The organism is Lysobacter oryzae DSM 21044 (assembly GCF_059568595.1).
Genome location: NZ_JCANTQ010000011.1, coordinates 409,081 through 433,299, shown reverse-complemented (window position 1 = coordinate 433,299; position 24,219 = coordinate 409,081). Strand labels below are relative to the sequence as shown.

The following is a 24,219-nucleotide window of genomic DNA, read 5'->3' as shown; positions in this document are numbered from 1 at the left end:
GCGGCGGGTCCGCCCACCCGCAGGAAGGGGTGTCTGGCCGAAACGCGATCGTCGTCGCGTTCATATAAATCAAAGACTTGTCAAGCCTTCCGAATCCTAGGATAGTCCGCGACATGAAGGGGGCACGGGGAATTCTGGTCGCTTTGGCCGCGCTGGCGTCTACGCCCGCGTGGGCGGGCACGCTTTACCGGTGCGACGGTCCCGATGGCGCGCGAGCTTATGCGAGCAAGCGGGTCCCGGGCACCAAGTGCAAGGTGATCAGCTACACGGCCGACAAGCCTCGCGCGGCCAATGCCGCGCCGGTTGCGCCGCCCGCCCCCGCGAACGCAGGCAGCGCGGCCCCGGCCATGAATGTCGCCGGCTCGCCGGCCACCGTCGGCGCCAAGCCGCTGGGCAGCGAGACGGGCATGAAGGCCCGCTTCCTGCGCATGGGCTCGACGGTGACCTACTCGTACATCGATGCCAACGGCGTGCGCAACTACAGCAATCGCCGGCCGCAGGGCGTCGCCAACGTCAAGGTAACTCGGGTGCAGTTCCCGATCTTCCAGATCGAAAACTGCTACGCCTGTGGCGCCCTGCCGGGCGTCAACTTCGGCCGGATCCGGCTCAACACGGCGGCCTACGGCTCGGAGATTTCCAGCGCGGCCGCGCAGTTCGGCGTCGAAGAGGCGATCGTCCGCGCCATCATCCATGCCGAATCGTCCTACAACCCCGGCGCGCTTTCCCGCGTTGGCGCGCAGGGCCTGATGCAGCTGATGCCGGCGACGGCGCGCCGATTCGGCGTCAGCAATGCGTTCGACCCGGCGCAGAACATCCGCGGCGGCGTGCAGTACCTGGGCTGGTTGCTCAAGCGCTTCAACGGCGACCTCAAGCTGGCGGCGGCCGGCTACAACGCCGGCGAGGGCGCGGTCGCCAAGTACAAGGGCGTGCCGCCCTACGCCGAAACCCAGCGCTACGTGCAACGCGTGTCCCAGTTGGCCGATCGCTACCGCAGCGCGGGCAGCCAGGTGGCCTCGGCGGGATCGGCCGGTTCGCGCTGACCCTGCGCCCGGCGAAAAGGCGCCCGTCGTAGCGGTTCTGCAGCGCTGAGGTCCTGCCCGATTGTCGGGTCATTCACCGTTCCGTTACACTTCGCCGTCTTTTTAGCCGCGAGCCGTCGCCAGTGGCGGCGGCCGCGTGAACTTCCGTTTTTTAGTGCTTTGCGGAGTGCCGGATGGCCAACCAAGGGGACAGCCCCGTCAACCAGGGCCGCCGCCGTTTCCTGACAGCGACTACAGCCGTGGTCGGCGCAGTCGGGGCGGGATTTGTGGCGGTACCGTTCATCAAGTCGTGGAATCCGAGTGCCCGAGCCAAGCTCGCTGGCGCTCCGGTGACCGCCGACATCACCGGTCTGCAGGAAGGCCAGCGTCTGATCCTCGAATGGCGCGGTCAGCCGATCTGGATCGTCAAGCGCTCCAAGGCGATCCTGCAGGCGCTGCCGACCCTGGACGATCGCCTGCGCGATCCCAAGTCAGAGAATGCGGACCAGCAGCCCGAATACATCAAGAAGGCCAATCCTGAGCTGCGCTCGCTGAAGCCGGAAATCTCCGTGCTGGTCGGCCTGTGCACGCACTTGGGTTGCTCGCCGGAACTGAAGGCTGAGATCCGTCCCGAGCCGTTCGATCCGGAGTGGAAGGGCGGCTACTTCTGCCCGTGCCACAAGTCGCGCTTCGACATGGCCGGCCGCGTGTTCCAGGGCGTGCCTGCGCCGACCAACCTCAAGGTCCCGCCGCACTACTACGAAAACGACACGACGATCATCATCGGCGTCGATCCGAAGGGAGCCGCGTAAGCCATGGCGAACATCTTCACCCGTACTGCCAATGGCGTATGGAACTGGGTCAACGAGCGCGCGCCGGCGATGATGCCTGCGTACCGCAAGCACATGACCGAGTACTACGCGCCGAAGAACTTCAACATCTGGTACTACTTCGGCTCGCTCGCGCTGCTGGTGCTGGTCAACCAGATCGTCACGGGCATCTTCCTCACGATGCACTTCAAGCCGAGCGCGGCGGAAGCCTTCGCCTCGGTCGAGTACATCATGCGCGACGTGGAATGGGGCTGGCTGATCCGGTACATGCATTCGACCGGCGCCTCGCTGTTCTTCATCGTCGTCTACATCCACATGTTCCGTGGCCTGATGTACGGCTCGTACAAGAAGCCGCGGGAACTAGTGTGGATCCTGGGCATGCTCATCTACCTCGTGCTGATGGCCGAAGCCTTCATGGGCTACGTCCTGCCGTGGGGCCAGATGTCGTTCTGGGGCGCGAAGGTGATCATCTCGCTGTTCGGTGCGATCCCCGTGATCGGCAACGGTCTGACCGAGTGGATCATGGGCGACTACCTGCCGTCCGACGCCACCCTAAACCGCTTCTTCGCCCTGCACGTGATCGCGATGCCGCTGGTGCTGCTGCTGCTGGTCGTGCTGCACCTGGGTGCGCTGCATGAAGTGGGTTCGAACAATCCGGATGGCGTCGAGATCAAGTACGGCCCCAAGGGCAACCGCTGGGATGCGACCAAGCCGGCCGACGGCATTCCCTTCCACCCGTACTACACGGTGAAGGACATCTTCGGCACCGGCTTCTTCCTGATCCTCGCGGCGTTCATCATCTTCTTCGCGCCTGCGTTCGGCGGCTGGTTCCTCGAGCACGACAACTTCACCGAAGCCAACCGCCTGGTGACGCCGGCGCACATCAAGCCGGTGTGGTACTACACGCCGTACTACGCGATGCTCCGCGTCATCCCGCACAAGTTGTCTGGCGTGCTGGTGATGTTCGGCGCCATCTCGGTGCTGTTCTTCGTGCCGTGGCTGGACCGCTCCAAGGTCAAGTCCGTCCGCTACCGCGGCATCCTGACCAAGGTCATGCTGGCGCTGCTGGCCGTGTGCTTCGTGTGGCTTGGCAAGATCGGCGCGGGCCCGGGTACCGACCCTGTCGAAACGCAGATCGGCCGCGTGCTGACCTTCCTGTATTTCGCCTTCTTCATCACCATGCCGGTGTGGAGCAAGCTCGATAAGACCAAGCCGGTGCCGGAACGGGTGACGACGCATGACTAAGAAGAATTTCGTCCGCGCCCTCGCCGGTTTCGCCGCGGGCCTGTTGGTCTCCGCCACCGCGCTGGCAAGCGAAGGCGGCGACCTGATGCAGTCAGGCACCGACCTGGGTGATCGCGCATCGCTGCAGCGCGGCGCCGCGCTGTACATGAACTACTGCTCTGGCTGCCATTCGCTCAAGTACCTGCGCTATTCGCGCCTGGGCGAGGACCTGGGGCTCACCGAAGACGAGGTGATGCAGAACCTCAACTTCACCGGCGCCAAGTTCGGTGAGCAGATCCAGGTCAGCCTCAACGAGGCGGATGCCAACAAGTGGTTCGGCAAGATGCCGCCGGATCTCAGCCTGATCGCGCGCGTCCGCGGCAGCGACTGGATCTATACGTACCTGAAGTCGTTCTACCTGGACGAGTCGCGCCCGCTGGGCTGGAACAACAAGCTGTTCCCGAACGCGTCGATGCCCAACCCGCTGTGGCAGATGCAGGGCCTGCAGCACGCCGAATTCGGTGAGCCCGACAAGGCCACCGGCGACCGTCCGGTGCACGGCCTGAAGATCACCCAGCCAGGCACGCAGACCCCACAGCAGTTCGACCAGTCGGTCCGTGACATCACGGCCTTCCTCGAGTACGCGGGCGAGCCGGCGGCCCTCAAGCGCGAGAAGCTCGGCGTGTGGGTGGTCCTGTTCCTTGCCTTCTTCACCTTCCTGGCCTACCTGCTGAAGCACGAGTATTGGAAGGACGTGCACCACTAAGCGGTTTGTTCCCGAAACGCCCGGCCCCGCGCCGGGCGTTTCGCATCTGGTGGCCGGGGGGCGACTTTTTCAGGCAGTAACGCTAGTCTCGGAAAACTGGGCGACCGACCGCAGGGGGCGGGCGGCGCCATGGCCGGCGGGTAGGGCCGGTCGAATCCGAATGCAGGAGCAATCGATGATGGCGGCTAGTCCACGTATGCGTAATGCCCTGACCTTGTTTTCGTCCACCGACTGCGTGCTGTGCCACCGCGTGCGGCTGGTGCTGGCGGCCAAGGGCGTCACCTACGACCTGATTCCGGTCGACCCACAGAACCCACCCGAGGATCTGGTCGACCTCAACCCGTATCACTCCGTTCCGACCCTGGTCGAGCGCGACCTGGTTCTCTACGCGGCCAGCGTCGTCAGCGAATACCTGGACGAGCGTTATCCGCATCCGCCGCTGATGCCGGTCGACCCGCTCTCGCGTGCACGCCTGCGCCTGGCCATGCTGCGCCTGGAGCACGACTGGGTGCCGCAGGTGCAGGCGATCCAGTTGGGCAACAAGGTCCAGGCGGAGGCGGGGCGCAAGCGCCTGAAGGAACTGCTCACCGCTTCGGTGCCGCTGTTCAAGGCGAGCAAGTTCTTCCTCAATCCGGAAATGAGCCTGGCAGACTGCGCCATGGCCCCGATCATCTGGCGCCTGCCGGCGCTCGGCGTACCCCTGCCCAAGGATGGCAAGGTGATCGAGGACTACGGCAACCGCATCTTCCGGAACCCGGGCTTCACCCGCAGCCTCACGGATGCGGAGCGCAAGCTGCGCGACGTCCCGACCTGATCGGCGGGCGGTCGAGGCACAGGGCCCGGAATTCCGGGCCCTACCGCGTTCTGTGGCTGGCGCGCGGCGCTACACTTCCGCCATGAGTGAAGACAGCACCACCATGACCAGTCATCGCCCGTACCTGTTGCGGGCGCTGTACGAGTGGATCGCCGACAACGGAATGACGCCGCACCTGCTGGTCGATGCCACGCGACCGCACGTGCAGGTGCCCGTGCATGCGGTCAAGGATGGGCGGATCGTGCTCAACGTTGCTGAGCGGGCGGTGGCCGGCCTGCAGATGACCAACGACGTGATTCGTTTCAGCGCCCGATTCGGCGGCGTGAGCCATGCGGTATCGGTGCCGGTTTCCGCGGTGCTGGCGATTTACGCGCGCGAGACCGGGCAGGGCATGGCACTACCCGAGGAGTCGCTGGCAGGCGGCTCCGAGGAAGCGGAACTGGAGATCGAGAGTGACGGCGAAGAGACCGCGCACGTACCGCTCAGCGTGGTGCCGGACGACGGATCGCCGGACGATGGCGATGAGCCGCCCACCCCGACGCCGCGCCGCAGTGGACATCTTCGAATCGTGAAATGACCGGCTTCGCCGGTCGTTCCCTGTTCCGCCGCGGCACTAGTGCAGTTGCGCCACCGAGGGCATCACCGGGCCGCTGAACGACACCAGCCGGTCGCCGCGCAACACGAGGCGGCCGACATGGCGGTCCTCCCCGTTATGCGAATAGTCGAAGCGGAAGGTGCGCTCGAAACCGAGCCGGCCGTTGTCCTGCCGGCAGACCCGCAGGCCGACGGCGTGGACGCTGTGGTCCAGCCACTGCACGCCGGCAATGCGACAGGCGTCACGGCCCAGGGATTCAGCTCGTTCAGCTGCGGCGCGGCTCGCGTTCCAGAACGCGAACACCATCGCAGACACGATCATCAGGATGATTAGAGTCGGCATCGGTTCAAGGTAGTGGCGCAAAATGCGCGCTACAAGTCTACGTTCGCCGGGGAGGGGCGGCGTGCCGATGAAACTGGTTTTTCCGGGTGGGGAACACCCTCAGGTCCTGCTCGGTCCCGGCGTCAATCGCGTCGGCTCCGATCCGCAATCGAACATCGTCCTCGATACGCCGGGCGTGCTACCGCAGCATTGCCAGCTTCACGTCAGCGCAACCGGCGTCATGCTGGAAGTGCCCCCGGGGACGACCGTCAGCGTCAACGGCCGCCATGTCGATGGCCTGATTGCGCTGCGGCCCGGCGACAGCGTTACCTTCGATCACGTGCTCGCCCGGCTTGCCGCTGTCGAAAGCGTCGCGCGTGGGGGCAGCAGCTCGCCTGCTGGCTACCCGCGTGCGGCGAACGACGACCCGGGCGTGACCGCAGTGCGGCAGGCGACGCCGATGTACGTACTGCGCGGCCTCACCGGTGGCGCTTTCGGCCGCAGCTACCCGTTGCAGGGGCCGGTCACGATCGGTCGTTCTCCGGAATGCGACATCCACATCAACGACCTGGGGCTGTCGCGCGTACACGCACGACTCGTGCCGGGCGAGGATGGGGTCCATATCGAAGACCTGGATTCGACCAACGGCACGTTCCTCAACGACCGCCGCGTGATGAAGGAACGCGCGCGCAAGGGCGACGAGATTGGATTCGACAAGCTGCGCTTCCGCTTGTCAGGCGCGGCGGGGCAGGAACCGGTCCACGTCGTGGCGACCAAGTCGGCGCAGGCACCTGCCCGCAACGGGAACTGGCTCTGGATCGGTCTGATCGTGGCGGTCGCGGCCGCTTTGATCACCGTCGTCCTCGGAAACGGCTGATCGCCCCGGGGCGGGCCGCGCGGCCTGTCCCGTTGCAACTGCTTGGGGCCCTCAACCGGCGGGCGGCGGTCCCAGCTTCAACGACAGGTCGATGGCGCGGACGTGCTTGGTGAGTCCGCCGATTGAAATGCAGTCGACGCCGTCCTCGGCGATCGAACGCAACGTGCTCATGTCCACGCCGCCGGAGACCTCCAGCGGAATCGCCCCGTTGAACGGCGCGGAATGGGCGATGCGGACGGCTTGCCTGCGCGTGGCGGCATCGAAGTCGTCGATCAGGATGCGGTCGCAACCTTCGCGCAGGGCTTCTTCGAGCTGCGCCAGCGATTCGACCTCGACGATCAACGGAAGCGAGGGGTGCATTGCGCGCGCCGCGCGGATGGCCGCCGTGAGCGAGCCCGCGGCTCGCACGTGGTTTTCCTTGAGCATCACCGCGTCGTAGAGCCCCATGCGGTGGTTCACGCCCCCGCCCACGCGTACCGCGTATTTCTGCGCCAGGCGCAGGCCCGGAATGGTCTTGCGCGTATCGAGGATGCGCGCCCCGGTTCCGCGTACCGCTTCCACGTAGGTGGCGGTGACGGTGGCGATGCCGGACAGCGTCTGCAGGAAGTTGAGCGAAGCGCGCTCGGCACTGACCAGCGAACGCGCACGGCCCTGCAGGGTCGCGAGCACGGTGCCCTTGCGCACGCGATCGCCCTCGCGCACGCGCCAGTCGATGCGAACGTCCGGGTCGAGTGCCTGGTGGCAGGCGTCGAACCACGGCCGGCCGCACACGATGCTGTCTTCCTTGCACAGAACGTAAGCGCTATCGGCGACGTCCGGCAGCAACGCCGCGGTCACGTCGCCGCTGCCCAGGTCCTCGGCCAGCGCCCGCGCGACGTCGGCTTCGATCGCGTCGGCCGGCGGTGGCAGGACGTCCGCGTTCATGCCGCGGGGAATCCTTCGACCTGGGCCGAGGCAAGGGCCTCCTCGGCCAACAGCACCGGGATGCCGTCGTCGACGCGATAGATGGTCTTGCGGTCGCGCGTCACCAGCGCTTCGCGCAGGGCTTCGGTCTGGGCACTGCCGTCGCCGCGCAGCACGCTGCCGGCGGCGATGGCGGCGTTCAGGGCCTGGAGGCCGCGGCCGTCGAGCAACGCCAGCGGCTGGCGGGTGGTGGGGCACACGAGCAGGTCCAGCAGTTTGCGGTCCATGGCGATGAAGGCGCGGCGGAAGGCCGGTAGAATACCGTTTTGACGCCTGGAACCGTCATGGCAGCAAACGAACAAAGCCCGCTGGTCGGCATCGTCATGGGCTCACGCTCCGACTGGGAGACCATGCAGCACGCGGCAGCGAGGCTCGAGGCGCTCGGCGTCCCGCACGAAGTCCGCGTCGTTTCCGCGCACCGCACGCCCGACGTCCTCTTCTCCTACGCCGAAGCCGCTGCCGCACGCGGCCTGCGCGCGATCATCGCCGGCGCCGGCGGTGCGGCCCACCTCCCGGGCATGCTCGCCTCGAAGACCGCGGTGCCGGTGTTGGGCGTGCCCGTGCAGAGCAAGGCGCTCAACGGGATGGATTCGCTGCTGTCGATCGTGCAGATGCCCGCGGGCATACCGGTGGCGACGTTCGCGATCGGCAATGCAGGAGCCGCGAATGCCGGACTGTTTGCCGCGGCGATCCTCGCCCACGAGTTCCCGGCGATCGGTTCCGCGCTCGATGCCTTCCGCAGCAAGCAGACCGACGACGTGATCGCCAACGACGATCCGCGCAAGTGACGCCATGACGACGGTCGGAATCCTGGGCGGCGGCCAGCTCGCCCGCATGATGGCCCTGTCAGGTGCGCCGCTGGGCCTGCGCTTCCTGGTGATGGACACCGTGGCCGATGCGTGCGCGGGGCAGTTCGCTCCCCTGATCGTGGGTGACTGGCGCGACGAGAAGGCGTTGGGCGAGTTCGCCTCGAAGGTCGATGTCGCCACGTTCGATTTCGAGAACGTGCCGGCCGAGTCCGCGCAGTGGCTGGCGGAACGGGTTCCGGTATTCCCGCAGCCGCGCGCGCTCGCCGTGGCGCAGGATCGCCTCGCCGAGAAGACCCTGTTCCGCGAGCTGGGCATCCCGGTGCCCGAATTCGCGGCGATCGCTTCGCGCGAGGAACTCGACGCCGCAATCGCGCAGCTCGGCACGCCGTGCATCCTCAAGACCCGCCGCCTCGGCTACGACGGCAAGGGGCAGTTCCGCATCAAGACGCCGGCCGACGCCGCGGCGGCATGGGGAGCGCTGGGCGCGCAGGCCACGACGGTCGGCCTGATTCTCGAGGGTTTCATCGCTTTCGACCGCGAACTCAGCGTGGTCGCCGTGCGTGGTCGCGATGGGGAATTCCGCACCTGGCCGCTGACCGAGAACTGGCATGTCGACGGCGTGCTGTCCGCCAGCCTTGCACCGGCCAGGGTCGACGCGGCGATGACGCAGGCCGCCTTCGCGCACGCCCGGAAACTGGCGGAAGCGCTCGACTACGTCGGTGTCTTCGCCCTGGAGCTGTTCTGCCGCGATGGCGTGCTGCTCGCCAACGAACTCGCGCCGCGCGTGCACAACTCCGGCCACTGGACGATCGAGGGCAGCGAGACGTCGCAGTTCCAGAACCACCTGCGTGCCGTGCTCGGTCTGCCGCTGGGCGATACGCGCATGGTCGGCACGGCTTGCATGCTCAACTGGATCGGCGCGATGCCGGACGCCAACGCCGTGCTGCGCGAGGCCGGCGGCCATTGGCACGATTACGGCAAGGAACCCCGCGCGGGCCGCAAGGTCGGACATGCGACGCTGCGCGCGGACGCGGCGGTCGAACTCGCGGCCACCTTGCAGCGCGTGGGCGTTGCGCTGGGCCGCGAGGCGCAGGTAGCGCCGGTCGTGGCCTCGCTGGGCGGCTGAGCGGGATCGCTGGGAGTAGTGACAAGCGGCCGGGGTCTCCCGGTCGTCCTCTGTTGCGGGGTCAGCGCGCCAGTTGCCGCATGCGCAGGGTCAGTGCGATCGAATAGGTCAGGTAGTAGCCGATCAGTGCGGCGGCGAAGCCCAGCGTGAGCGGGCTGGCGGCGGCATTCGGCTGCGCCTGCATGAAGCCGCCGTGCATGAATCGCCATGCAAGGCGGCCGATCAGCAGCAGCGACAGGACGCCGCCGATCCACGGATTGGGCACGTAGCTGCGTTCGCCATCGACCAGGTCGATCCGCGTCAACGAGATCCCATACAGGCCCAGAAGCAGGCCGATACCCAATCCCGAAGCGACTGCCCAGCCAGCGCCAGGCACGAAGATGCCCGCCGCCACCAGCATCGCGATCACCAGCGCCAGCAGCGCCATGCGCGCAAGCGTGCGGCGCGGCTGCCACGGCTGGCGGCCGAATTGGCGGCGGATGCGCCGGTAATACATCAGGCCGATGCCGGCCGTCATCGCATAAGGGAGAAGAGCGGGTAATGCCGATGCGGCCATGGCCATGTCCTTGGAACGTCTGGGGAGCTTAGGGATTCCCGCACCATGCGCTAGGTGCCAAAGGTCAGATCCGGCAAAGAAAACGGCCGGGTTGCCCCGGCCGTTCGGTCTCGCTTGCGCCGCGTGGCGCCGATCAACGCAGGTTCGATGCCACGAAGTCCCAGTTGACCAGGTTCCAGAACGCCTCGAGGTATTTCGGGCGGGCGTTGCGGTAGTCGATGTAGTACGCGTGCTCCCACACGTCGCAGGTCAGCAGCGGCTTGTCCTCGCCCGTGAGTGGCGTGGCGGCGTTGGAGGTGCTGACCAGTGCCAGCGAACCGTCCGGGCGCTGCACCAGCCAGCCCCAGCCTGAGCCGAAAGTGCCGACCGACACCTTGGTGAATTCTTCCTTGAACTTGGCGAAATCACCGAAGGCCTTGTTGATCGCCTCGGCCAGCTTGCCGCTCGGCTCGCCGCCGCCGTTGGGCTTCAGGCAGTTCCAGTAGAAGGTGTGGTTCCACACCTGCGCCGCGTTGTTGAACATGCCGCCCTGCGACTTGCGGATGATGTCCTCGAGCGACATGTCGGCGAACTCGGTGCCCGCGATCATGTTGTTGAGGTTGGTCACGTAGGTCTGGTGGTGCTTGCCGTAGTGGTAGTCGATCGTCTCGGCCGAAATGTGCGGTTCGAGCGCGGCGCGGTCGTAGGGGAGGGCGGGCAGTTCGATGGCCATTGGCTGGCTCCTTGCTGGCGAGTGGAAGAGGGGGGCGCCCGGGCCGGCGGTCGGGGGCGGGGCGAAAGCTTTTACAATAGACATTGTATCCCCACGTTCAGCTGCCCGGTCCTCACGCACCGGGGACGCGTCATTCCACCCGCGTCGCCGCAGCCACCAAGCAGGAGTAGTCCATGTCTGTCATTGAGCGGATCCAGGCCGAAGTCGAAGGCCATCCGATCGTCCTCTTCATGAAGGGCACCGCACAGTTCCCCATGTGCGGGTTTTCCAGCCGTACCGTGCAGGCGCTCAAGGCCGCCGGCGCAAGCCAGCTGCACACCATCAACGTGCTCGAGGATCCGGAAGTGCGGGCCAACCTGCCGCGCTATTCCAACTGGCCGACGTTCCCGCAGCTCTTCATCAATGGCGAGCTGATCGGCGGCTGCGACATCACGCTCGAACTGTTCGAGTCGGGCGAGCTGGCCCGCATGATCAGCGAAGCCCAGCAGCAGTGAGCGCGGCTGCCTCTCCGGCTTCCGAGCTGGTCCTCAAGGATCGCGTCGTACTGGTAACCGGTGCGCACGGCGGTCTCGGCAGCGCCGCGAGCATCGCCTGCGCGCGAGCGGGTGCCACTGTCGTGCTGCTCGGCCGCAAGGTCCCCCGGTTGAACCGCGTGTACGACGCCATCGCCGCGGCGGGTTCCGAGCCGCTGCTGTATCCGCTCGATCTCGAAGGCGCTTCGGCCGACGATTACGCTGAGATGGCGCAACGCATCGAAGCGGAGCTGGGCCGTCTCGACGGCGTCCTGCACTGCGCGGCCAATTTTTCCGGACTGACGCCGCTGCTGCAGACCGATCCGGCGGCGTTCGCACGTGCCATCCACGTAAACCTGACCGCGCGCTGGTGGCTCACCCAGGCCTGTCTGCCGTTGCTCGCCAAGGCGGAGGACGCGGGCGTCGTGTTCGTGCTGGACGACCTGGCGCGCGTAGGTCAGGCGTTCTGGGGCGGCTACGGGCTGGCCCAGCACGCGCTCGCCGGGTTGGTCGGCATGCTGCAGACGGAACTGGCGAACTCGGCTATCCGCATCTGTGGCCTGCAGCCCGGCCCGATGCGCAGCCCGCTGCGGGCGAAAGCGTACGTGGAGGAGAGCGACAAGACCGCCCGCGATCCCGAAGCCTATGCGGAGGCCTGCGTTACCCTGCTGTCCGCAGCCGGCGCCGCGCACCGGGGTCGGATCTGGGTCCCCGACAATGCCTGACCGCCCGCGCCGATGACGATCGCCTCCGCCGCGCTACTTTTGTTCCTGATCCTGGATCCGCTGGGGAACATCCCGGTATTCCTCAGCCTGTTGCGCGGACTGCCGGCGCAGCGGCAGCGGATCGTGCTCGCGCGTGAGCTCACGATCGCCCTGGGCGTGCTGATGGTGTTCCTGTGGGGCGGCAAGTACGCACTAGAGCTCATGCACCTGCGGCAGGAGTCGGTATCGATCGCCGGCGGCATCGTCCTTTTCCTGATCGGCATCCGCATGATCTTTCCGCCGCCCGAGGGGCTGATGGGCGAATTGCCCGACGGCGAGCCCTTCATCGTGCCCATGGCCATCCCCTTGGTCGCCGGTCCCTCGGGCATGGCGGCGGTGATGCTCATGGGCAGCAACGATCCGGGCCGGCTGGCGGACTGGAGCCTCGCGCTCCTGCTCGCCTGGAGCGCGACGGCCGCGATCCTCTTCAGCGCGACCTACCTCTACAAGTGGCTGGGCACCCGGGTCCTGACAGCCGTCGAGCGCCTCATGGGCATGCTGCTGGTGGCGATTTCCGTGCAGATGTTCCTGGACGGGCTCGGGACCTACCTCCGCATCGTGCCGGGTCCCTGACCCCTCCCACTCCGGCTCAGGCCGCTGCGAGACTCGCGTAACCGGTCAAGAAATTGACATCGGTCCGCCATAGTATGGGTTAAACTGGCGTTAACCCGGCCGGGGTCGGCGGGTCACAGGGGCTCCAAATAAGTTTTCGCCATGAGGCCGGCTGGATGCGGGCCCGTCGCCGTTTGTCACCGATTTCTTCATTTTTCCGAGGCATCCGATCAATGACTCATTCGAACCGCGTCCGCATGTCGAAGCTTACGCTCGGCCTGCTTGCCGTCCTTGCAACCGCACCTGCATTCGCGCAGAGCACCTCCGCCGGCGTCGGCGGTATGGTCACCGACGCTAACGGCGCACCCGTCGTCGGCGCTGAAGTCACCATCACCCACGTCGAGTCCGGCACGGTCAGCCGCGCCATCACCGATGCCAGCGGTCGCTACAACGCCCGTGGCCTGCGCGTCGGCGGCCCGTACACCATCACCGTGACCAAGTCGGGTGCCGGCACGGACACCGAAGACGGCGTGTACCTGCCGCTCAACCAGATCGCCACGGTGGATGCGCACCTGTCGGCCGATGTCACCACGCTCGAGGCGGTCAAGGCCGTCGCCGTCACCGGCGCCAGCGTGTTCAGTGCCAACAAGATGGGTTCGGGTACCAGCGTCACCCAGCAGGAAATCGAAGCGCTGCCGTCGATGAACGGCAACATCCAGGATTTCGTGCGCCTGGATCCGCGCGTGGCCTTCACCGACCGCGCTTCGGGCAGCATCACCGCCGGCGGCCAGAACCCGCGTTTCAACAAGATCACGATCGACGGCGTTTCCGCGAGCGACACGTTCGGCCTGGAAGGCAACAACATGCCGACCATGCGCCAGCCGGTTTCGATGGAAGCGATCGAAGCGATCGACATCGACCTGTCGAACTACGACGTCACTGTCGCCGGCGCCGCCGGTGCCAACGTCAATGCCGTCACCAAGTCCGGTACCAACGATTTCCACGGCTCGATCTACGGCACGTACCGTGATGGCGACTGGTTCGGCGACTACCCGGCCCGCGTGGCGGGCAGCACGCTCGATGTCAGCGGCCTCGCATTCGACGAATACGAGAAGGAAGAGACCTGGGGTGCGACCTTCGGTGGTCCCATCCTCAAGGACAAGCTGTTCTTCTTCGCCAACTACGAGAAGTTCAAGCAGACCCACATCGGCCCGGCCGGCGGCAGCCAGGGCACCAACCCGCTCGACGCAGGCGCCGACTTCGACGCCGCGGACGTGGCTGAAGTACAGCGCATCGCTCGTGACGTCTGGGGCTTCGAGCCCGGCAGCCTGGCCGGTGGCGACACCGAGCTGGAAGAAAAGGCGCTGAAGGTCGACTGGAACATCAACGAGAACCACCGCGCCAGCCTGCGTTACAGCAAGCTCGACCAGACCCGCGTGCGTCCGGAAGCCTCCAGCGCCAGCGCTCTGTCGCTCAGCTCCAACTGGTACAACCACGAGAAGACCGTGGAAAGCTACGTCGGCCAGATCTTCAGCGACTGGTCCGACAACTTCTCCACCGAGTTCAAGGTTTCGCATCGCGACTACTCCGCGGTCCGCGTCAACCCGACGACCGCGCCGACCATCCAGGTCTACTTCGACGACGGCATCGCCGGCAACGGCAACGACGCTCCGATCGGCACCAACAACAACAGCACCAGCGGCCTCGACCTGATCCGCCTGGGCACCGAGCGCAGCTCGATGGGCAACGCCCTGCTGACCAAGACCTGGAATTACTTCGGTTCTGCCACCTGGACGTTGGGCGACCACGACGTCAAGTTCGGCGGCGAGTACAGCGACAGCGAGATCTACAACTTCTTCCTGCAGGACGCTTGGGGCAACTACAGCTTCTACGTCCCGAACACCCCGGCAGGCACGCCCAATTTCAGCAACCTGCTGAACGGCCGGTATTTCGACTACGACCTGCAGACCAACCCGACCGACCCCGCAGCGATCGCGGCACGGTACGACAACAAGAGCGTCGGCGTGTTCCTGCAGGACACCTGGTTTGCCACGTCGAACCTCACGCTGACCTTCGGCGTGCGCGCCGATCGTCCTGAAGCCAGCCCCAATCCGCCTTTCAACCAGTGCTTCGCGGCGGCCCCGGGCACGGCGAATGCCGCGTGCGGCGCCGGTTACACCGGCGGCTTTGGCATCGACAACTCGCAGACCTACAACGGCGACTTCATCATCCAGCCGCGCTTCGGCTTCAACTACACCTTCGACAGCGAGCGTTCCACGCAGCTGCGTGGTGGCGTCGGCCTGTTCCAGGGTGATGCGCCGCAGGTGTGGGTCGGCAATGCGTACAGCAGCACGGGCATGAACTACACCTCGTTCCAGAACCTGGTGTGCGTGGACGCGAATGCCGACGGCCGTTGCGACAACGGCGTGCAGTTCACCGCCGATGGCCTGAACCCGTCGGTCCCGGCAGCGGGCACCGGCGTGCGCAACGTCAATGCGATCGCCGAGGACTTCGAGCTGCCGTCGGTGTGGAAGGGCAACCTGGCGTTTGACCACGAGCTGCCGTGGTACGGCATCGTCGCCTCCGCCGAACTGCTGCTCACCGACGTCAAGAACGGCCTGTTCTACCGCACGCTCAACGTGGGCCCGGGCTACACCGACCCGTACGGCCGCACCCTGTACTGGAATCCCGCCAGCCCGAGGCCGTTCGGCAACACGGCCACCACGGGCGGCATTCCCGCCAATGGTGCGCGTTTTGGCCGCAACACCTACTTCGGCGACGTGTTCCTGATCGAGAACACCAACAAGGGCAAGGGCCAGCAGTTCACGGTCTCGCTGACCAAGCCGTTCGGCAGGGACAGCGACTGGTCGTGGTCGTTGGGCTACACCTATACCAATGCAGAGGAAGTGGCCGCGCTGACCAGCTCGACCGCCGGCTCGGGCTTCGGTTCGCAGTTGGGCTTCAACATCAACGAGCCGTCCACCAGCACCGCGCGCTACGAGATCAAGGACCGTTTCAGCGGCTCGCTGAACTGGAACCACGCGTTCTTCGGTGATCACGCCACCCAGGTCGGCCTGTTCTACGAAGGCCGCAGCGGCCGTCCGTACAGCTACATCTTCAATGGCGACGCCAACGGCGACAACCGCACCTTCAACGACCTGTTCTACGTGCCGGCCGGCCCGGGCGATGTGAAGTTCGGCTCGCTCAGCGCGACCGGCGTATTCACCCCGAACCCGACCATGGAAGCGGACTTCTGGCGCTTCATGGACGCCCATCCGGAACTGCAGCGCTACCGCGGCCAGGTGGCACCGGAAAATGCCTTCCGCGCCGGCTGGGTCAATACGTTCGACCTGCGCATCAGCCAGGAACTGCCGGGCTTCTTCGATGGACACAAGTCGAAGATCTGGCTGGACATCCAGAACGTCGGCAACCTGATCAACAAGGACTGGGGCCACATCATCGACTACGGCTTCAATTCCAATAACGCAGTTGCCACGCTGGTGGGCATCCACCAGGGCCAGTACGTGTACGGCTATCGCGGCGGTACCGAGTTCGGCCAGGCCACTGCGCTGGGCATCCCCACCAACGCGGACAGCCAGACCAACGGCGTCTCGCAGTGGTCGCTGCAGGTTGGCTTCAAGTACGAGTTCTGATCCGACCCACTGGATCACGCTTCAGGAAACGGCCGGGGAAACCCGGCCGTTTTTTTGTGGGCCCCGCTGCGTTAGAGTCATTGCGGAAACCGACGAAGAAGAATGAGCAGGGAAATGAAGGCCAGCATCGAATCCATCGACACCCGTCTGCCAACGGTGAACACCCACATCTATCCGCGCGGAGGGCTGGACGTGCTCTCCCGCACGGAAGTCGCCCGGCTGCGGGATGCCTCGGTCGGAGGCATGCACGACCTGTTGCGCCGCTGCGCACTCGCGGTGTTGACCAGCGGCAGCGCCTCGGACGATCCGCGCGCGGCGCGGGAGCTCTATCCCGATTTCGACATCGAAGTGCAGCAGCAGGATCGCGGCGTTCGCATCGACCTGCGCAATGCCCCCGCCATGGCGTTCGTCGACGGCGAAATCATCCATGGCGTTGCGGAGCTTCTGTTCGCGGCCGTGCGTGACCTTGCCTACATCGCCATCGAGTTGGGAGAGGAGGCCGGCCGCGACCTGGACAGCAGCGAAGGCATCACCGACTCGGTGTTCGGGTTGCTGCGAAACGCACGCCTGCTGCGTCCAGCCGATCCCAACCTGGTCGTGTGCTGGGGCGGTCACTCGATTTCGCGCGAAGAGTACGTATTCACCAAGCAGGTCGGCTACGAGCTGGGTTTGCGCGGGCTCGACATCTGCACGGGATGCGGGCCGGGTGCGATGAAGGGGCCGATGAAGGGGGCGACGATCGCCCACGCGAAGCAGCGCAAGCGCAACACGCGTTACATCGGCATCACCGAGCCGGGCATCATCGCGGCTGAATCGCCGAATCCGATCGTCAATCACCTGGTGATCATGCCGGACATCGAGAAGCGCCTCGAGGCCTTCGTGCGCCTCGGTCACGGAATCATCGTTTTCCCGGGAGGCGTGGGCACGGCGGAGGAGATCCTCTACCTGCTGGGTATCCTTCTACGCGAGGAAAATGCCGGCCTGCCGTTCCCGTTGATCTTCGCCGGTCCGACCACGTCGGCGCCTTACTTCGAGCAAATCGATCGCTTCATCAGGTTGACCCTCGGAGAGGAGGCGACGCGCCGCTACCAGATCATCACCGGCGACAGCGCCGAAGTCGCCAAGCGCATGACCGCCGGCATCCGCAAGGTCCGGGAACATCGCATCGCGCAGAAGGATTCGTTCTTCTTCAACTGGTCGGTGGAAATCCCCGAGGCATTCCAGCGTCCTTTCGTTCCGACCCACGAGGCGATGTCGGCGCTCAACCTTCATCATGGCCGCAAGCCACATGAACTTGCCGCGGACCTGCGCCGCGCGTTTTCGGGCATCGTTGCCGGCAACGTCAAGGAAGATGGAATGCGCCGTATCGAAGAGCGCGGACCGTTCGAAATCCACGGTGCGCCGGACATCATGCATTCGCTGGATGCGCTGCTGCGCGCGTTCGTCGAGCAGCGCCGGATGAAGATCGCAGGGGAGTACAAACCGTGCTACAGGGTTGTGGCCTGATCAGTTGCAGCTGGCCGTCGCCCACTGTGGCTTGACGGAAAGGTCGCCGGTGAAAGTGTAGGTCAGCGTCCCGCATCGATCGTCGGACTGCGCTCCGGTGCGCGTCGCCGTCACGACGTATCCATTCGCTCCTTGGCCGGAAAGCGCGAAGGTGTAGAAGGAACTGGTCGGCAATGCATCCCCAGGGTACTGGCCCGATGGGGCCGCGCCCTTCGCATACGAGGGATTGTCGGCGCGCCAGCGTTCCATCGCGAGCTGCATGCGGCCCATCGCGCTCATGGCATCGGAACGCCGGCTCTTCTGCACATATTCCTTGTACGAGGGCAGGGCGATCGCGGCCAGGATGGCGATTGCCGCCACGACGATCATGAGTTCGATCAAGGTGAACCCGTAGGACTTACCGCGCATGGCCTTTTCCCCAATGATTGGCTGCGTGAGTGTACATCCTAGGGACCAACCCGCCCTACCAGAAGCCGCTTGTCCCAGATGACCGCCCGATCATCGGTGCCATGCCCCCGGCGCCTCGATTCATGTCTAGGATGCGCCATGGAAAAGGGGAGATGCGCCGTGCAAAGGTCGCGAGGCTTCACGCTAATTGAGCTCATGGTCACAGTTGCGGTCCTGGCTATCCTGCTGGCGCTGGCATCGCCCTCGTTCTCCGATTTCTTCCAGCGCTATCGGCTGCGTGGCGCGGCCGACAAAGTCGTGAACACCCTGGCGAGTGCGCGTGCCGAAGCCGTCATGCGGAACCGTGACGTGTCCGTGGTTTTCAAGGGCAGTGCCGGAGCGTGGTGCATGGGTGCCAATGCCGCCGCTGACCCCACGACCCTTGGGGAAATGGTCGGCAATGCGGCCCCGTGCGACTGTACCGTAGCCAATAGCTGCAAAGTCTCCGATGGCAGGCAGCTCGTCGTAACGACCTCCGAGGTCAACGGCGTCACGCTTTCCCCCAACCCAGGCGCTTTGATGTTCAGCAAGGCCACGGGCGGCACATCGCCGGTGGGGACGATCGCAAATACCACCCTCGCGTCGCCCAACGGGAAGTTCAAACTGCGGCTCGATGTCTCCCCTCTCGGCAGGACGACGCTCTGCGTGCCCTCGGGCGAGCCGGCGATGGCGGGGTTCCAATCATGCTGAAACGGCAGATCCTCATGAATCGTCAATCAGGTGTGACGCTCGTCGAACTGATGATCGGCCTGGTGCTTGGTCTGATCGTGACCGGCGCTGCCATTTCGTTGGTGGCTTCCATTTCCCAATCCAACAGCGAAACCATCCGCGCGACCAGGCTTACGCAGGAACTCCGCTCCTTGTCCGACATCATTGCGCTGGAAACCCGACGCGCCCGCGGCGTCAAGGATCCATTGGCAAACGTCGGCACGGGTGGGGCAGGACCAGCGTCGGCGTGTGACATCGTGCCGGTGCCCAGCTCCACGTGTCTGCGCATCGGGTATGACTGCGATCCAGCCGCGGCTACGGGCAAGTTCCGGACTTTCACCTTCGCCAACGGTCAGATGCTTCTGGCAACCGACACCGCCGCGGCCCCCGCTTGCGGTGCCGGCAGCAAGTTGAACAGCAACGACCTGGCACTGGACGCGGTGAACATCTCCAGCGCAGCCGACGGTTCAATCAATGTCGTCCTCACCGGCCACTTGACGTCAGGTGCCAACTCTCCCTCCCGCACGCTGAAGCGGACGATCTGGCCGCGTTCGGCCGCCGTCGGTCCCTGATTAAGGACATGGCCATGTTCAAACGAACCCAGCAAACCGGCAATGTGCTGCTCGTCGTCGTCCTGCTGCTGCTGCTTGTCAGCGTGATGACGCTGTTCGCCCTCAATGTCGGCCTCTTCGAACAGCGCAGTTCCGGCAATGACCTGAGGTCCAAGCTGGTCACGGAGGTCTCCGAAGCCGGCCTGTCCGAAGGCATCGAATACCTGCGTCAGAACGCCGCGTCGGTCAGTGACATGACCAAGTGGGTGGCTTGCACGGATGCCGACACGACCCTTCCCTGTGGGGCGATCCAGCCCAACGCGCAGGTGCAGACGGTGGATGCCGGTGGCAATCCCATCACCGTGACGGTGACTCGTCGCTCCACCATGTATTACTGGAATGGCGGCGGCTTCGACTTCGACGGCGACGGTGCTGTAAGCGGCTGGGAAACCAAGATGCTGCCGTTCAACCATGCGATCGCCACGACTGGCAGCGGATTCGCCACCCGGTACGGCTCCGCCCCGGTCCTGTGCCGTGTCGCCTACAAGGAAAAGGACACCGACCCCACGGTCTGCACGAGCGATCCGGCGAAAATGTCGCCGACCAGCGTGCTCACGTTCGTGAGCGTGGGCAGCCTGCCAGATGAGGGCGCGCGATCCACCCTGGTGCAGACGGTGGGCAGCTACAACATCCTCAACAATCCGCCGGGCAAGCCGCCGGTGGTCGCGTCGGGTAGCGTGGACGTCACCGGTAGCCTGAATATCGTGACCAATCCCAATGCGGCAGGCGCCGGCGTGCCGGTATCGGTCTGGACCCGCAAGGACATGACCAAGACTGGTACGCCGAACACCTGTTACTACGACGAATTCACCCGTTTCACGAAGGGGAGCGTTACCCCGACGATCGAAGACAACGTCGTCGTTTGCGACGACTGCCAGTGCGACACCGAGCACACGATCTCCTACGACAAGTCCGGCAATGCCCAGGACGAGGACATCGACATTCTCGACATCGACGGGAATAGCGGCGTCAATCTGGACGTTCGTCCGCAGGATTTCCCCTGCGACCTGTTCGAGTTCGTTTTCGGCGTCAAGTCCTGGCAGGACACGGACGGGGACTACTTCTGCGAAACCAAGCTGATGACGCAGTACAAGAACCCCAACACCGGTGCCATGGTGACAATGGGTGCCGATGAGGCGTTCCTGTTCAAGAACGCTACGCATGTCATCCCCTCCGCGCAGACGACAGCGGCCAACCTGCTCATGCCGGGGCAAGGCGTTGCCGCCACCTACCTCAACGCCAACGCCTCTGGCCTGATCTGGTGCCAGACCACTTGTGACATCGGTTCGAATCAGCAAGTCGGTACGCCAGGCCATCCGGTGCTTTTGGTAGTGGACGGCTCGACAAAAATCCAGGGCCGCGTATTCGGGCTGATCCTGCTGCGTTCGCTGGCCGGCGGCCAAACTCTTACGCCGGCAGCGGGATTCAAGATGTCGGCGGCCGAAGTCCAGGCAGGCGGCAATGCCGTTCTCGACATGAACGCCGGTGCCGCGGTGTACGGTTCGGTTGTCGTCCAGGGCCAGATCAACAAGGCCAACGGCACGGCGGCGATCATCTACAACTCTGACGTCCTCGTTAACCTCGCCAACGATCCATCCAACCAGAAATTCTCGGGTGTCCCGGGTGGCTGGACGGACGACCGCGTCAGCTACTGACCACGGAGCAGGAAAATGGTTACCAAAGCCAATCGTTTGATCCGTGCCGTCCGTGGCTTCTCCCTGATCGAAGTCATGATCGCGGTCGTGGTCCTGTCCACGGGCCTCCTCGCACTGGCGGCACTTCAGGCCAACCTCGTGCGCAGCGCGGCCGACAGCAAGGCCAGGTCGCGCGTGGCCGCGCTCGTTAGCAGCCACCTCGATGCGATGCGGGCAGGGGGCTATAGCGGTGCGGCTACCATGGCCAAGCTGACTTGCGCCGGTGGCAATGACGTCTGCCAAGCGGAGACCGAAGGCGCGGTGGGAGGGCTCTCCATCGAGCACACGGTCAACGAAGTCGTGTTGGGCCCGAACGCACGCTACAAGACGGTTCGAATGGAGGCGCAATGGACCGACGCCGGCGGGCAAACCCGTAGCCTCTCCATGAACACTGTGCTGAGTCCCACCGCCCTCGACGCATCCGCGACACTGGTCGACAAGGACCTCTCGGGTGACAGTGCCAAGCAGCCCATCGTACGCACGACCAACCCTGCCACGCCGGGCATGATTCCGATCGCGGTCAGCGCGACGGACTCGACCGCGGCCACCAACCCGCGGCCGGAGCTGCTTTCCCAAGGCAACAACTCGTCGATCACGGGTACCAAGTTCGACGTCCTGACTTACACCAACGAAACCGGCGGCAACGCGCAGATCCAGCGCCGCGTGGAAACCACCGTGATCGCCTGTACCTGCCAGTACGGCGCCGGTGGCACCAACCTGCCGCTCATCTACCAAAAGGCGCAATGGCCGGCGGTCTGGACTGGTGAGCGCTATGACGTTTACAAGCCGGAGTCCACGACACTGCAAGCCCCGGGCTCGGCGATCAATTCGGGCCCGGCGTCGGGCGTCGAGCAGAGTCCGCTGTGCACGGAATGCTGCCGTGACCACCACGACACGGCGCGCACCGACGTAGCCAAGTTCGACCCCGAGCGCGTGCTGCAGCAGGGCGAGGCAGTGGATTCGCACTACGCCCGAGACAGCAATGGCAGCCTCGTGCTGGCGGACGCGGCAAAGAAGGGAACCTACGAGGAATCCTGCCGCATGATCCGCGTGGACGGTCTGTGGCGGACGGCGGCGGATATGTACAGCCGATACACCGGCCTGATTGCGACCGGTGTGGCTTCTGGCAAGACGGCCCCCGCGACTACAGGCGTCCCCGATGCGACCGCGGCTGACAACTACGGCGGCAGTCCGAGCAAGGGCATCACCGGCTTCGTGAAGGATTATCTCGCCGAGTTGATGAAGACGGCCTCGACCTACGTCGGCCCTACGGCGCTTTACGACAAGTACAAGCTCAACGACCCCGCAGAGCTGAGTATCAAGCGGCCGACCAAGACCGAAACCGACGAACGCTATCTCCACTTGCGCGGACTGTACGTCGATTACCTTGAAGACAAGGCGAAAGAGCGCATAAAGACCGCGTTGCTTCCGGCCAACTGCCCCGGCGGCAACAAGACCGAGTGCATCCTGCCGTACGTGCCGTTCACCACGGTCAACCTGACCGAACTCGCCTACTGGAAGTCGCAAGTGCTGAAGGGGAGTGACTACCTGGACGACACGTCGATCCTGAAGGTCGAGACGGCCAGTGCCCTCACCTACAACATCAACCAGCCTTATCGCGGTCGTACCAACGCGTTGAGCAACGCCAATAACACCGATACGGCGCATGCGGTCGCAACGATATCGAAGTCGAATTCGGGCGTGGCCGTGCTGCAGCAGGGTGTTGACCCCGATGACGAGTTGCTCGCTTCCGAGATACCCGACCGCCAGCAGTTCCGGGTGAGCGCCAGTGGATCAGGCTCGGGTGTGGACAAGTTCACCGTTCGCCTGGTCAGCCTGCCGCAGACGAGCGACAAGAATACTACGAACGATCCGAGTGTTGATTGGGCCACCGCAGCGGGAGGCGGCTCGTGCGGCGGAACACTCACCAGCAACAACGACAACGACCCCAACGACTACGCATGTGCGAACGTGCCGTCGCTTGGCATTGACGGTTCCGCGATCTTCTCCGGTTACCGCATCCTTGGCGACGAGTCCGTCACCATCACGGCTACCTGCAGTTACGTTGATGACAAAGGCAACGCGACGACCAAAACGATCACCGACAGCGCGCAACGCCCGTTCTACCGCAATTTCTCCGTGGTGAGCGCAACCGCCAATGGCGTCCCGGCCACCAAGATTACCGAGACCCTCAATGGTAAGCTGACGGAAAAGACTCAAGCGGACTTCTCGCCGCTGCCTAAAGATGCGCTCGTGATTGCCACGTTCCAAGAGGATGCCAAGATCCCGGCTACGGTTGGTTCGTGCACCGCCAAGAAACAGGGCCAAAGCTTCATCTTCGCCTCGATTACCTGGGTGAAGAGCTGGGAGTGACGGGTTGACGCCCAACGGGCGGGGCGGCATCATATGCGGCCTCGCCCGAATAGCTCAGCCGGTTAGAGCACTTGACTGTTAATCAGGGGGTCGTTGGTTCGAGTCCAACTTCGGGCGCCAGATTCAAAGCAGAAACCCGCCGAAAGGCGGGTTTCTGCTTTTTGGCACCGCTTCACTGGCGGCTGTACACGCAATTCCACGCGGCAGAGGCGGTCGGTTTGGCGGTGCGCAGGTTGCCTGCATTGGACAGAACCAGGGAAACGGCGCTGTCGATCCCCCGCGCGTCGCACAGGGTGAAGGTGACGTTGGATCCCGCGTTTCCGCCGTTGGGCTGGAAGACCAGTGCGGTGCGTCCCGCGGTCGTGCGCAGCTTCACCTGGTCTGGCAGGGGACGATGTTCCGATACGCGCGTTTCGTAGGCGTCGGCGATCCGATTGCGGTTGATGTCCGCGAACACCATCCAGCCGCGGTCCCAATTGGCAGAGCCGCTGCATTGACCGGGCACCGATACGGGGCACACCACCACCTCGCTGCCGGCATTGGCGGCGTGCCGAACGGCATCCAAGATGCTGGCCACCAAGTCCGAGCGGACGGCGCCGGAACTGGCGGCGGCCCTTGCTTGCGACCACGCGGGAACGGCGATCGCGAGCAGGACGGCTGCCACTGCCATCGCCACCAGCGCTTCGATCAGGGTGAATCCTTTCGTGGGGCGGGGCATTCGGGTACTCCGGTCGCGGAATGCCGGCATGCTGGCTGACCTGTTCACGACCGGCAGTCGGTGCGCGGC

Annotated in this window: 25 protein-coding genes and 1 tRNA gene; 19 read left to right on the top strand and 7 right to left on the bottom strand. The window is 65.0% G+C overall.

Going from position 1 to position 24,219, the window contains the following annotated elements:
- The first annotated feature begins 113 nt into the window (after positions 1-113).
- From BP05_RS10370 to BP05_RS10345, 6 genes are all read left to right on the top strand, one after another.
- Positions 114-1,040, top strand: coding sequence for a lytic transglycosylase domain-containing protein (locus tag BP05_RS10370; protein ID WP_496363070.1), 927 nt, complete (start codon positions 114-116; stop codon positions 1,038-1,040).
- A gap of 173 nt (positions 1,041-1,213) precedes the next feature.
- A complete protein-coding gene (petA, locus tag BP05_RS10365) occupies positions 1,214-1,831 on the top strand; it encodes a ubiquinol-cytochrome c reductase iron-sulfur subunit (protein ID WP_496363068.1) in 618 nt (205 codons plus the stop codon).
- A gap of 3 nt (positions 1,832-1,834) precedes the next feature.
- Complete coding sequence (locus BP05_RS10360) at positions 1,835-3,094, top strand: cytochrome b (RefSeq protein WP_496363066.1); 1,260 nt, start codon at positions 1,835-1,837, stop codon at positions 3,092-3,094.
- The gene (locus BP05_RS10355; RefSeq protein WP_496363064.1) at positions 3,087-3,839 is read left to right on the top strand and encodes a cytochrome c1; all 753 of its coding nucleotides are present in this window, start codon (positions 3,087-3,089) and stop codon (positions 3,837-3,839) included. The genes BP05_RS10360 and BP05_RS10355 overlap by 8 nt, the downstream gene beginning before the upstream one ends.
- Positions 3,840-4,017: 178 nt before the next feature.
- Positions 4,018-4,653: a glutathione S-transferase N-terminal domain-containing protein gene (locus BP05_RS10350; RefSeq protein ID WP_496363062.1), complete on the top strand. Its 636-nt coding sequence runs from the start codon at positions 4,018-4,020 to the stop codon at positions 4,651-4,653.
- An 82-nt stretch (positions 4,654-4,735) separates the two neighbouring features.
- Complete coding sequence (locus BP05_RS10345; RefSeq protein ID WP_496363060.1) at positions 4,736-5,230, top strand: ClpXP protease specificity-enhancing factor; 495 nt, start codon at positions 4,736-4,738, stop codon at positions 5,228-5,230.
- Between the two features lie 36 nt (positions 5,231-5,266).
- Here the strand turns inward: BP05_RS10345 and BP05_RS10340 are convergent, their stop codons facing one another.
- On the bottom strand, positions 5,267-5,590 hold the full coding sequence (locus tag BP05_RS10340) for a DUF3301 domain-containing protein (protein WP_496363058.1): 324 nt from the start codon (positions 5,588-5,590) through the stop codon (positions 5,267-5,269).
- 67 nt (positions 5,591-5,657) lie between these two features.
- Between BP05_RS10340 and BP05_RS10335 the strand changes: the two genes are divergently transcribed.
- Positions 5,658-6,446: an FHA domain-containing protein gene (locus tag BP05_RS10335; protein WP_496363166.1), complete on the top strand. Its 789-nt coding sequence runs from the start codon at positions 5,658-5,660 to the stop codon at positions 6,444-6,446.
- Between the two features lie 51 nt (positions 6,447-6,497).
- Here BP05_RS10335 and nadC read toward each other — a convergent pair whose 3' ends face one another.
- Both nadC and BP05_RS10325 read right to left on the bottom strand, forming a co-directional pair.
- The gene (gene nadC, locus BP05_RS10330; RefSeq protein WP_496363056.1) at positions 6,498-7,370 is read right to left on the bottom strand and encodes a carboxylating nicotinate-nucleotide diphosphorylase; all 873 of its coding nucleotides are present in this window, start codon (positions 7,368-7,370) and stop codon (positions 6,498-6,500) included.
- Complete coding sequence (locus tag BP05_RS10325; protein ID WP_496363054.1) at positions 7,367-7,636, bottom strand: Trm112 family protein; 270 nt, start codon at positions 7,634-7,636, stop codon at positions 7,367-7,369. Before BP05_RS10325 ends, nadC begins: the two co-directional genes overlap by 4 nt.
- A gap of 57 nt (positions 7,637-7,693) precedes the next feature.
- Between BP05_RS10325 and purE the strand changes: the two genes are divergently transcribed.
- Together purE and BP05_RS10315 are read left to right on the top strand one after the other, a co-directional pair.
- On the top strand, positions 7,694-8,197 hold the full coding sequence (gene purE / locus BP05_RS10320; RefSeq protein ID WP_496363052.1) for a 5-(carboxyamino)imidazole ribonucleotide mutase: 504 nt from the start codon (positions 7,694-7,696) through the stop codon (positions 8,195-8,197).
- 4 nt (positions 8,198-8,201) lie between these two features.
- On the top strand, positions 8,202-9,344 hold the full coding sequence (locus BP05_RS10315; protein ID WP_496363050.1) for a 5-(carboxyamino)imidazole ribonucleotide synthase: 1,143 nt from the start codon (positions 8,202-8,204) through the stop codon (positions 9,342-9,344).
- 61 nt (positions 9,345-9,405) lie between these two features.
- Here the strand turns inward: BP05_RS10315 and BP05_RS10310 are convergent, their stop codons facing one another.
- Entirely contained in the window at positions 9,406-9,900 is a 495-nt protein-coding gene (locus BP05_RS10310) for a CcdC protein domain-containing protein (protein ID WP_496363048.1), read from the bottom strand.
- 133 nt (positions 9,901-10,033) lie between these two features.
- Complete coding sequence (gene sodB, locus BP05_RS10305; RefSeq protein ID WP_496363046.1) at positions 10,034-10,612, bottom strand: superoxide dismutase [Fe]; 579 nt, start codon at positions 10,610-10,612, stop codon at positions 10,034-10,036.
- Between the two features lie 173 nt (positions 10,613-10,785).
- Between sodB and grxD the strand changes: the two genes are divergently transcribed.
- The 5 genes from grxD to ppnN all read left to right on the top strand — a co-directional run bounded on the left by grxD (position 10,786) and on the right by ppnN (position 17,599).
- A complete protein-coding gene (gene grxD / locus BP05_RS10300) occupies positions 10,786-11,106 on the top strand; it encodes a Grx4 family monothiol glutaredoxin (RefSeq protein WP_496363044.1) in 321 nt (106 codons plus the stop codon).
- Positions 11,103-11,849 carry an SDR family NAD(P)-dependent oxidoreductase gene (locus tag BP05_RS10295; RefSeq protein ID WP_496363042.1) on the top strand — a complete coding sequence of 249 codons (747 nt, stop codon included), beginning with the start codon at positions 11,103-11,105 and terminating at the stop codon, positions 11,847-11,849. Before grxD ends, BP05_RS10295 begins: the two co-directional genes overlap by 4 nt.
- 12 nt (positions 11,850-11,861) lie before the next feature.
- Positions 11,862-12,461 (top strand): MarC family protein, encoded by a 600-nt coding sequence (locus BP05_RS10290; protein ID WP_496363040.1) that lies wholly within the window; start codon positions 11,862-11,864, stop codon positions 12,459-12,461.
- A gap of 236 nt (positions 12,462-12,697) precedes the next feature.
- A complete protein-coding gene (locus tag BP05_RS10285) occupies positions 12,698-16,093 on the top strand; it encodes a TonB-dependent receptor (protein ID WP_496363038.1) in 3,396 nt (1,131 codons plus the stop codon).
- Between the two features lie 114 nt (positions 16,094-16,207).
- Positions 16,208-17,599 (top strand): nucleotide 5'-monophosphate nucleosidase PpnN, encoded by a 1,392-nt coding sequence (gene ppnN / locus BP05_RS10280; RefSeq protein ID WP_496363036.1) that lies wholly within the window; start codon positions 16,208-16,210, stop codon positions 17,597-17,599.
- Here ppnN and BP05_RS10275 read toward each other — a convergent pair whose 3' ends face one another.
- On the bottom strand, positions 17,600-18,007 hold the full coding sequence (locus BP05_RS10275) for a type IV pilin protein (RefSeq protein ID WP_496363034.1): 408 nt from the start codon (positions 18,005-18,007) through the stop codon (positions 17,600-17,602). It abuts the gene before it with no gap.
- A gap of 78 nt (positions 18,008-18,085) precedes the next feature.
- On the opposite strand from BP05_RS10275, the gene BP05_RS10270 reads away from it, so the two are divergent.
- The 5 genes from BP05_RS10270 to BP05_RS10250 all read left to right on the top strand — a co-directional run bounded on the left by BP05_RS10270 (position 18,086) and on the right by BP05_RS10250 (position 23,552).
- Complete coding sequence (locus BP05_RS10270; RefSeq protein ID WP_496363164.1) at positions 18,086-18,736, top strand: GspH/FimT family pseudopilin; 651 nt, start codon at positions 18,086-18,088, stop codon at positions 18,734-18,736.
- The gene (locus BP05_RS10265) at positions 18,730-19,326 is read left to right on the top strand and encodes a PilW family protein (RefSeq protein ID WP_496363032.1); all 597 of its coding nucleotides are present in this window, start codon (positions 18,730-18,732) and stop codon (positions 19,324-19,326) included. Before BP05_RS10270 ends, BP05_RS10265 begins: the two co-directional genes overlap by 7 nt.
- An 8-nt stretch (positions 19,327-19,334) precedes the next feature.
- Positions 19,335-21,020 (top strand): hypothetical protein, encoded by a 1,686-nt coding sequence (locus BP05_RS10260; RefSeq protein WP_496363030.1) that lies wholly within the window; start codon positions 19,335-19,337, stop codon positions 21,018-21,020.
- A gap of 15 nt (positions 21,021-21,035) precedes the next feature.
- On the top strand, positions 21,036-23,432 hold the full coding sequence (locus BP05_RS10255) for a type IV pilus modification PilV family protein (RefSeq protein ID WP_496363028.1): 2,397 nt from the start codon (positions 21,036-21,038) through the stop codon (positions 23,430-23,432).
- 43 nt (positions 23,433-23,475) lie between these two features.
- Positions 23,476-23,552: transfer RNA gene (locus BP05_RS10250), tRNA-Asn, on the top strand.
- A gap of 52 nt (positions 23,553-23,604) precedes the next feature.
- Here the strand turns inward: BP05_RS10250 and BP05_RS10245 are convergent.
- Positions 23,605-24,150 carry a GspH/FimT family protein gene (locus BP05_RS10245; RefSeq protein WP_496363026.1) on the bottom strand — a complete coding sequence of 182 codons (546 nt, stop codon included), beginning with the start codon at positions 24,148-24,150 and terminating at the stop codon, positions 23,605-23,607.
- Between the last annotated feature and the right edge of the window lie 69 nt (positions 24,151-24,219).

What these genes read in the sequence shown, in the direction of transcription:
- BP05_RS10370 (WP_496363070.1), top strand. Translation starts at nt 114, where the DNA reads ATGAAGGGGGCACGGGGAATTCTGGTCGCTTTGGCCGCGCTGGCGTCT.
- petA (WP_496363068.1), top strand. Translation starts at nt 1,214, where the DNA reads ATGGCCAACCAAGGGGACAGCCCCGTCAACCAGGGCCGCCGCCGTTTC.
- BP05_RS10360 (WP_496363066.1), top strand. Translation starts at nt 1,835, where the DNA reads ATGGCGAACATCTTCACCCGTACTGCCAATGGCGTATGGAACTGGGTC.
- BP05_RS10355 (WP_496363064.1), top strand. Translation starts at nt 3,087, where the DNA reads ATGACTAAGAAGAATTTCGTCCGCGCCCTCGCCGGTTTCGCCGCGGGC.
- BP05_RS10350 (WP_496363062.1), top strand. Translation starts at nt 4,018, where the DNA reads ATGGCGGCTAGTCCACGTATGCGTAATGCCCTGACCTTGTTTTCGTCC.
- BP05_RS10345 (WP_496363060.1), top strand. Translation starts at nt 4,736, where the DNA reads ATGAGTGAAGACAGCACCACCATGACCAGTCATCGCCCGTACCTGTTG.
- BP05_RS10340 (WP_496363058.1), bottom strand. Translation starts at nt 5,590, where the DNA reads ATGCCGACTCTAATCATCCTGATGATCGTGTCTGCGATGGTGTTCGCG.
- BP05_RS10335 (WP_496363166.1), top strand. Translation starts at nt 5,658, where the DNA reads ATGAAACTGGTTTTTCCGGGTGGGGAACACCCTCAGGTCCTGCTCGGT.
- nadC (WP_496363056.1), bottom strand. Translation starts at nt 7,370, where the DNA reads ATGAACGCGGACGTCCTGCCACCGCCGGCCGACGCGATCGAAGCCGAC.
- BP05_RS10325 (WP_496363054.1), bottom strand. Translation starts at nt 7,636, where the DNA reads ATGGACCGCAAACTGCTGGACCTGCTCGTGTGCCCCACCACCCGCCAG.
- purE (WP_496363052.1), top strand. Translation starts at nt 7,694, where the DNA reads ATGGCAGCAAACGAACAAAGCCCGCTGGTCGGCATCGTCATGGGCTCA.
- BP05_RS10315 (WP_496363050.1), top strand. Translation starts at nt 8,202, where the DNA reads ATGACGACGGTCGGAATCCTGGGCGGCGGCCAGCTCGCCCGCATGATG.
- BP05_RS10310 (WP_496363048.1), bottom strand. Translation starts at nt 9,900, where the DNA reads ATGGCCGCATCGGCATTACCCGCTCTTCTCCCTTATGCGATGACGGCC.
- sodB (WP_496363046.1), bottom strand. Translation starts at nt 10,612, where the DNA reads ATGGCCATCGAACTGCCCGCCCTCCCCTACGACCGCGCCGCGCTCGAA.
- grxD (WP_496363044.1), top strand. Translation starts at nt 10,786, where the DNA reads ATGTCTGTCATTGAGCGGATCCAGGCCGAAGTCGAAGGCCATCCGATC.
- BP05_RS10290 (WP_496363040.1), top strand. Translation starts at nt 11,862, where the DNA reads ATGACGATCGCCTCCGCCGCGCTACTTTTGTTCCTGATCCTGGATCCG.
- BP05_RS10285 (WP_496363038.1), top strand. Translation starts at nt 12,698, where the DNA reads ATGTCGAAGCTTACGCTCGGCCTGCTTGCCGTCCTTGCAACCGCACCT.
- ppnN (WP_496363036.1), top strand. Translation starts at nt 16,208, where the DNA reads ATGAAGGCCAGCATCGAATCCATCGACACCCGTCTGCCAACGGTGAAC.
- BP05_RS10275 (WP_496363034.1), bottom strand. Translation starts at nt 18,007, where the DNA reads ATGCGCGGTAAGTCCTACGGGTTCACCTTGATCGAACTCATGATCGTC.
- BP05_RS10270 (WP_496363164.1), top strand. Translation starts at nt 18,086, where the DNA reads ATGACCGCCCGATCATCGGTGCCATGCCCCCGGCGCCTCGATTCATGT.
- BP05_RS10265 (WP_496363032.1), top strand. Translation starts at nt 18,730, where the DNA reads ATGCTGAAACGGCAGATCCTCATGAATCGTCAATCAGGTGTGACGCTC.
- BP05_RS10260 (WP_496363030.1), top strand. Translation starts at nt 19,335, where the DNA reads ATGGCCATGTTCAAACGAACCCAGCAAACCGGCAATGTGCTGCTCGTC.
- BP05_RS10255 (WP_496363028.1), top strand. Translation starts at nt 21,036, where the DNA reads ATGGTTACCAAAGCCAATCGTTTGATCCGTGCCGTCCGTGGCTTCTCC.
- BP05_RS10245 (WP_496363026.1), bottom strand. Translation starts at nt 24,150, where the DNA reads ATGCCCCGCCCCACGAAAGGATTCACCCTGATCGAAGCGCTGGTGGCG.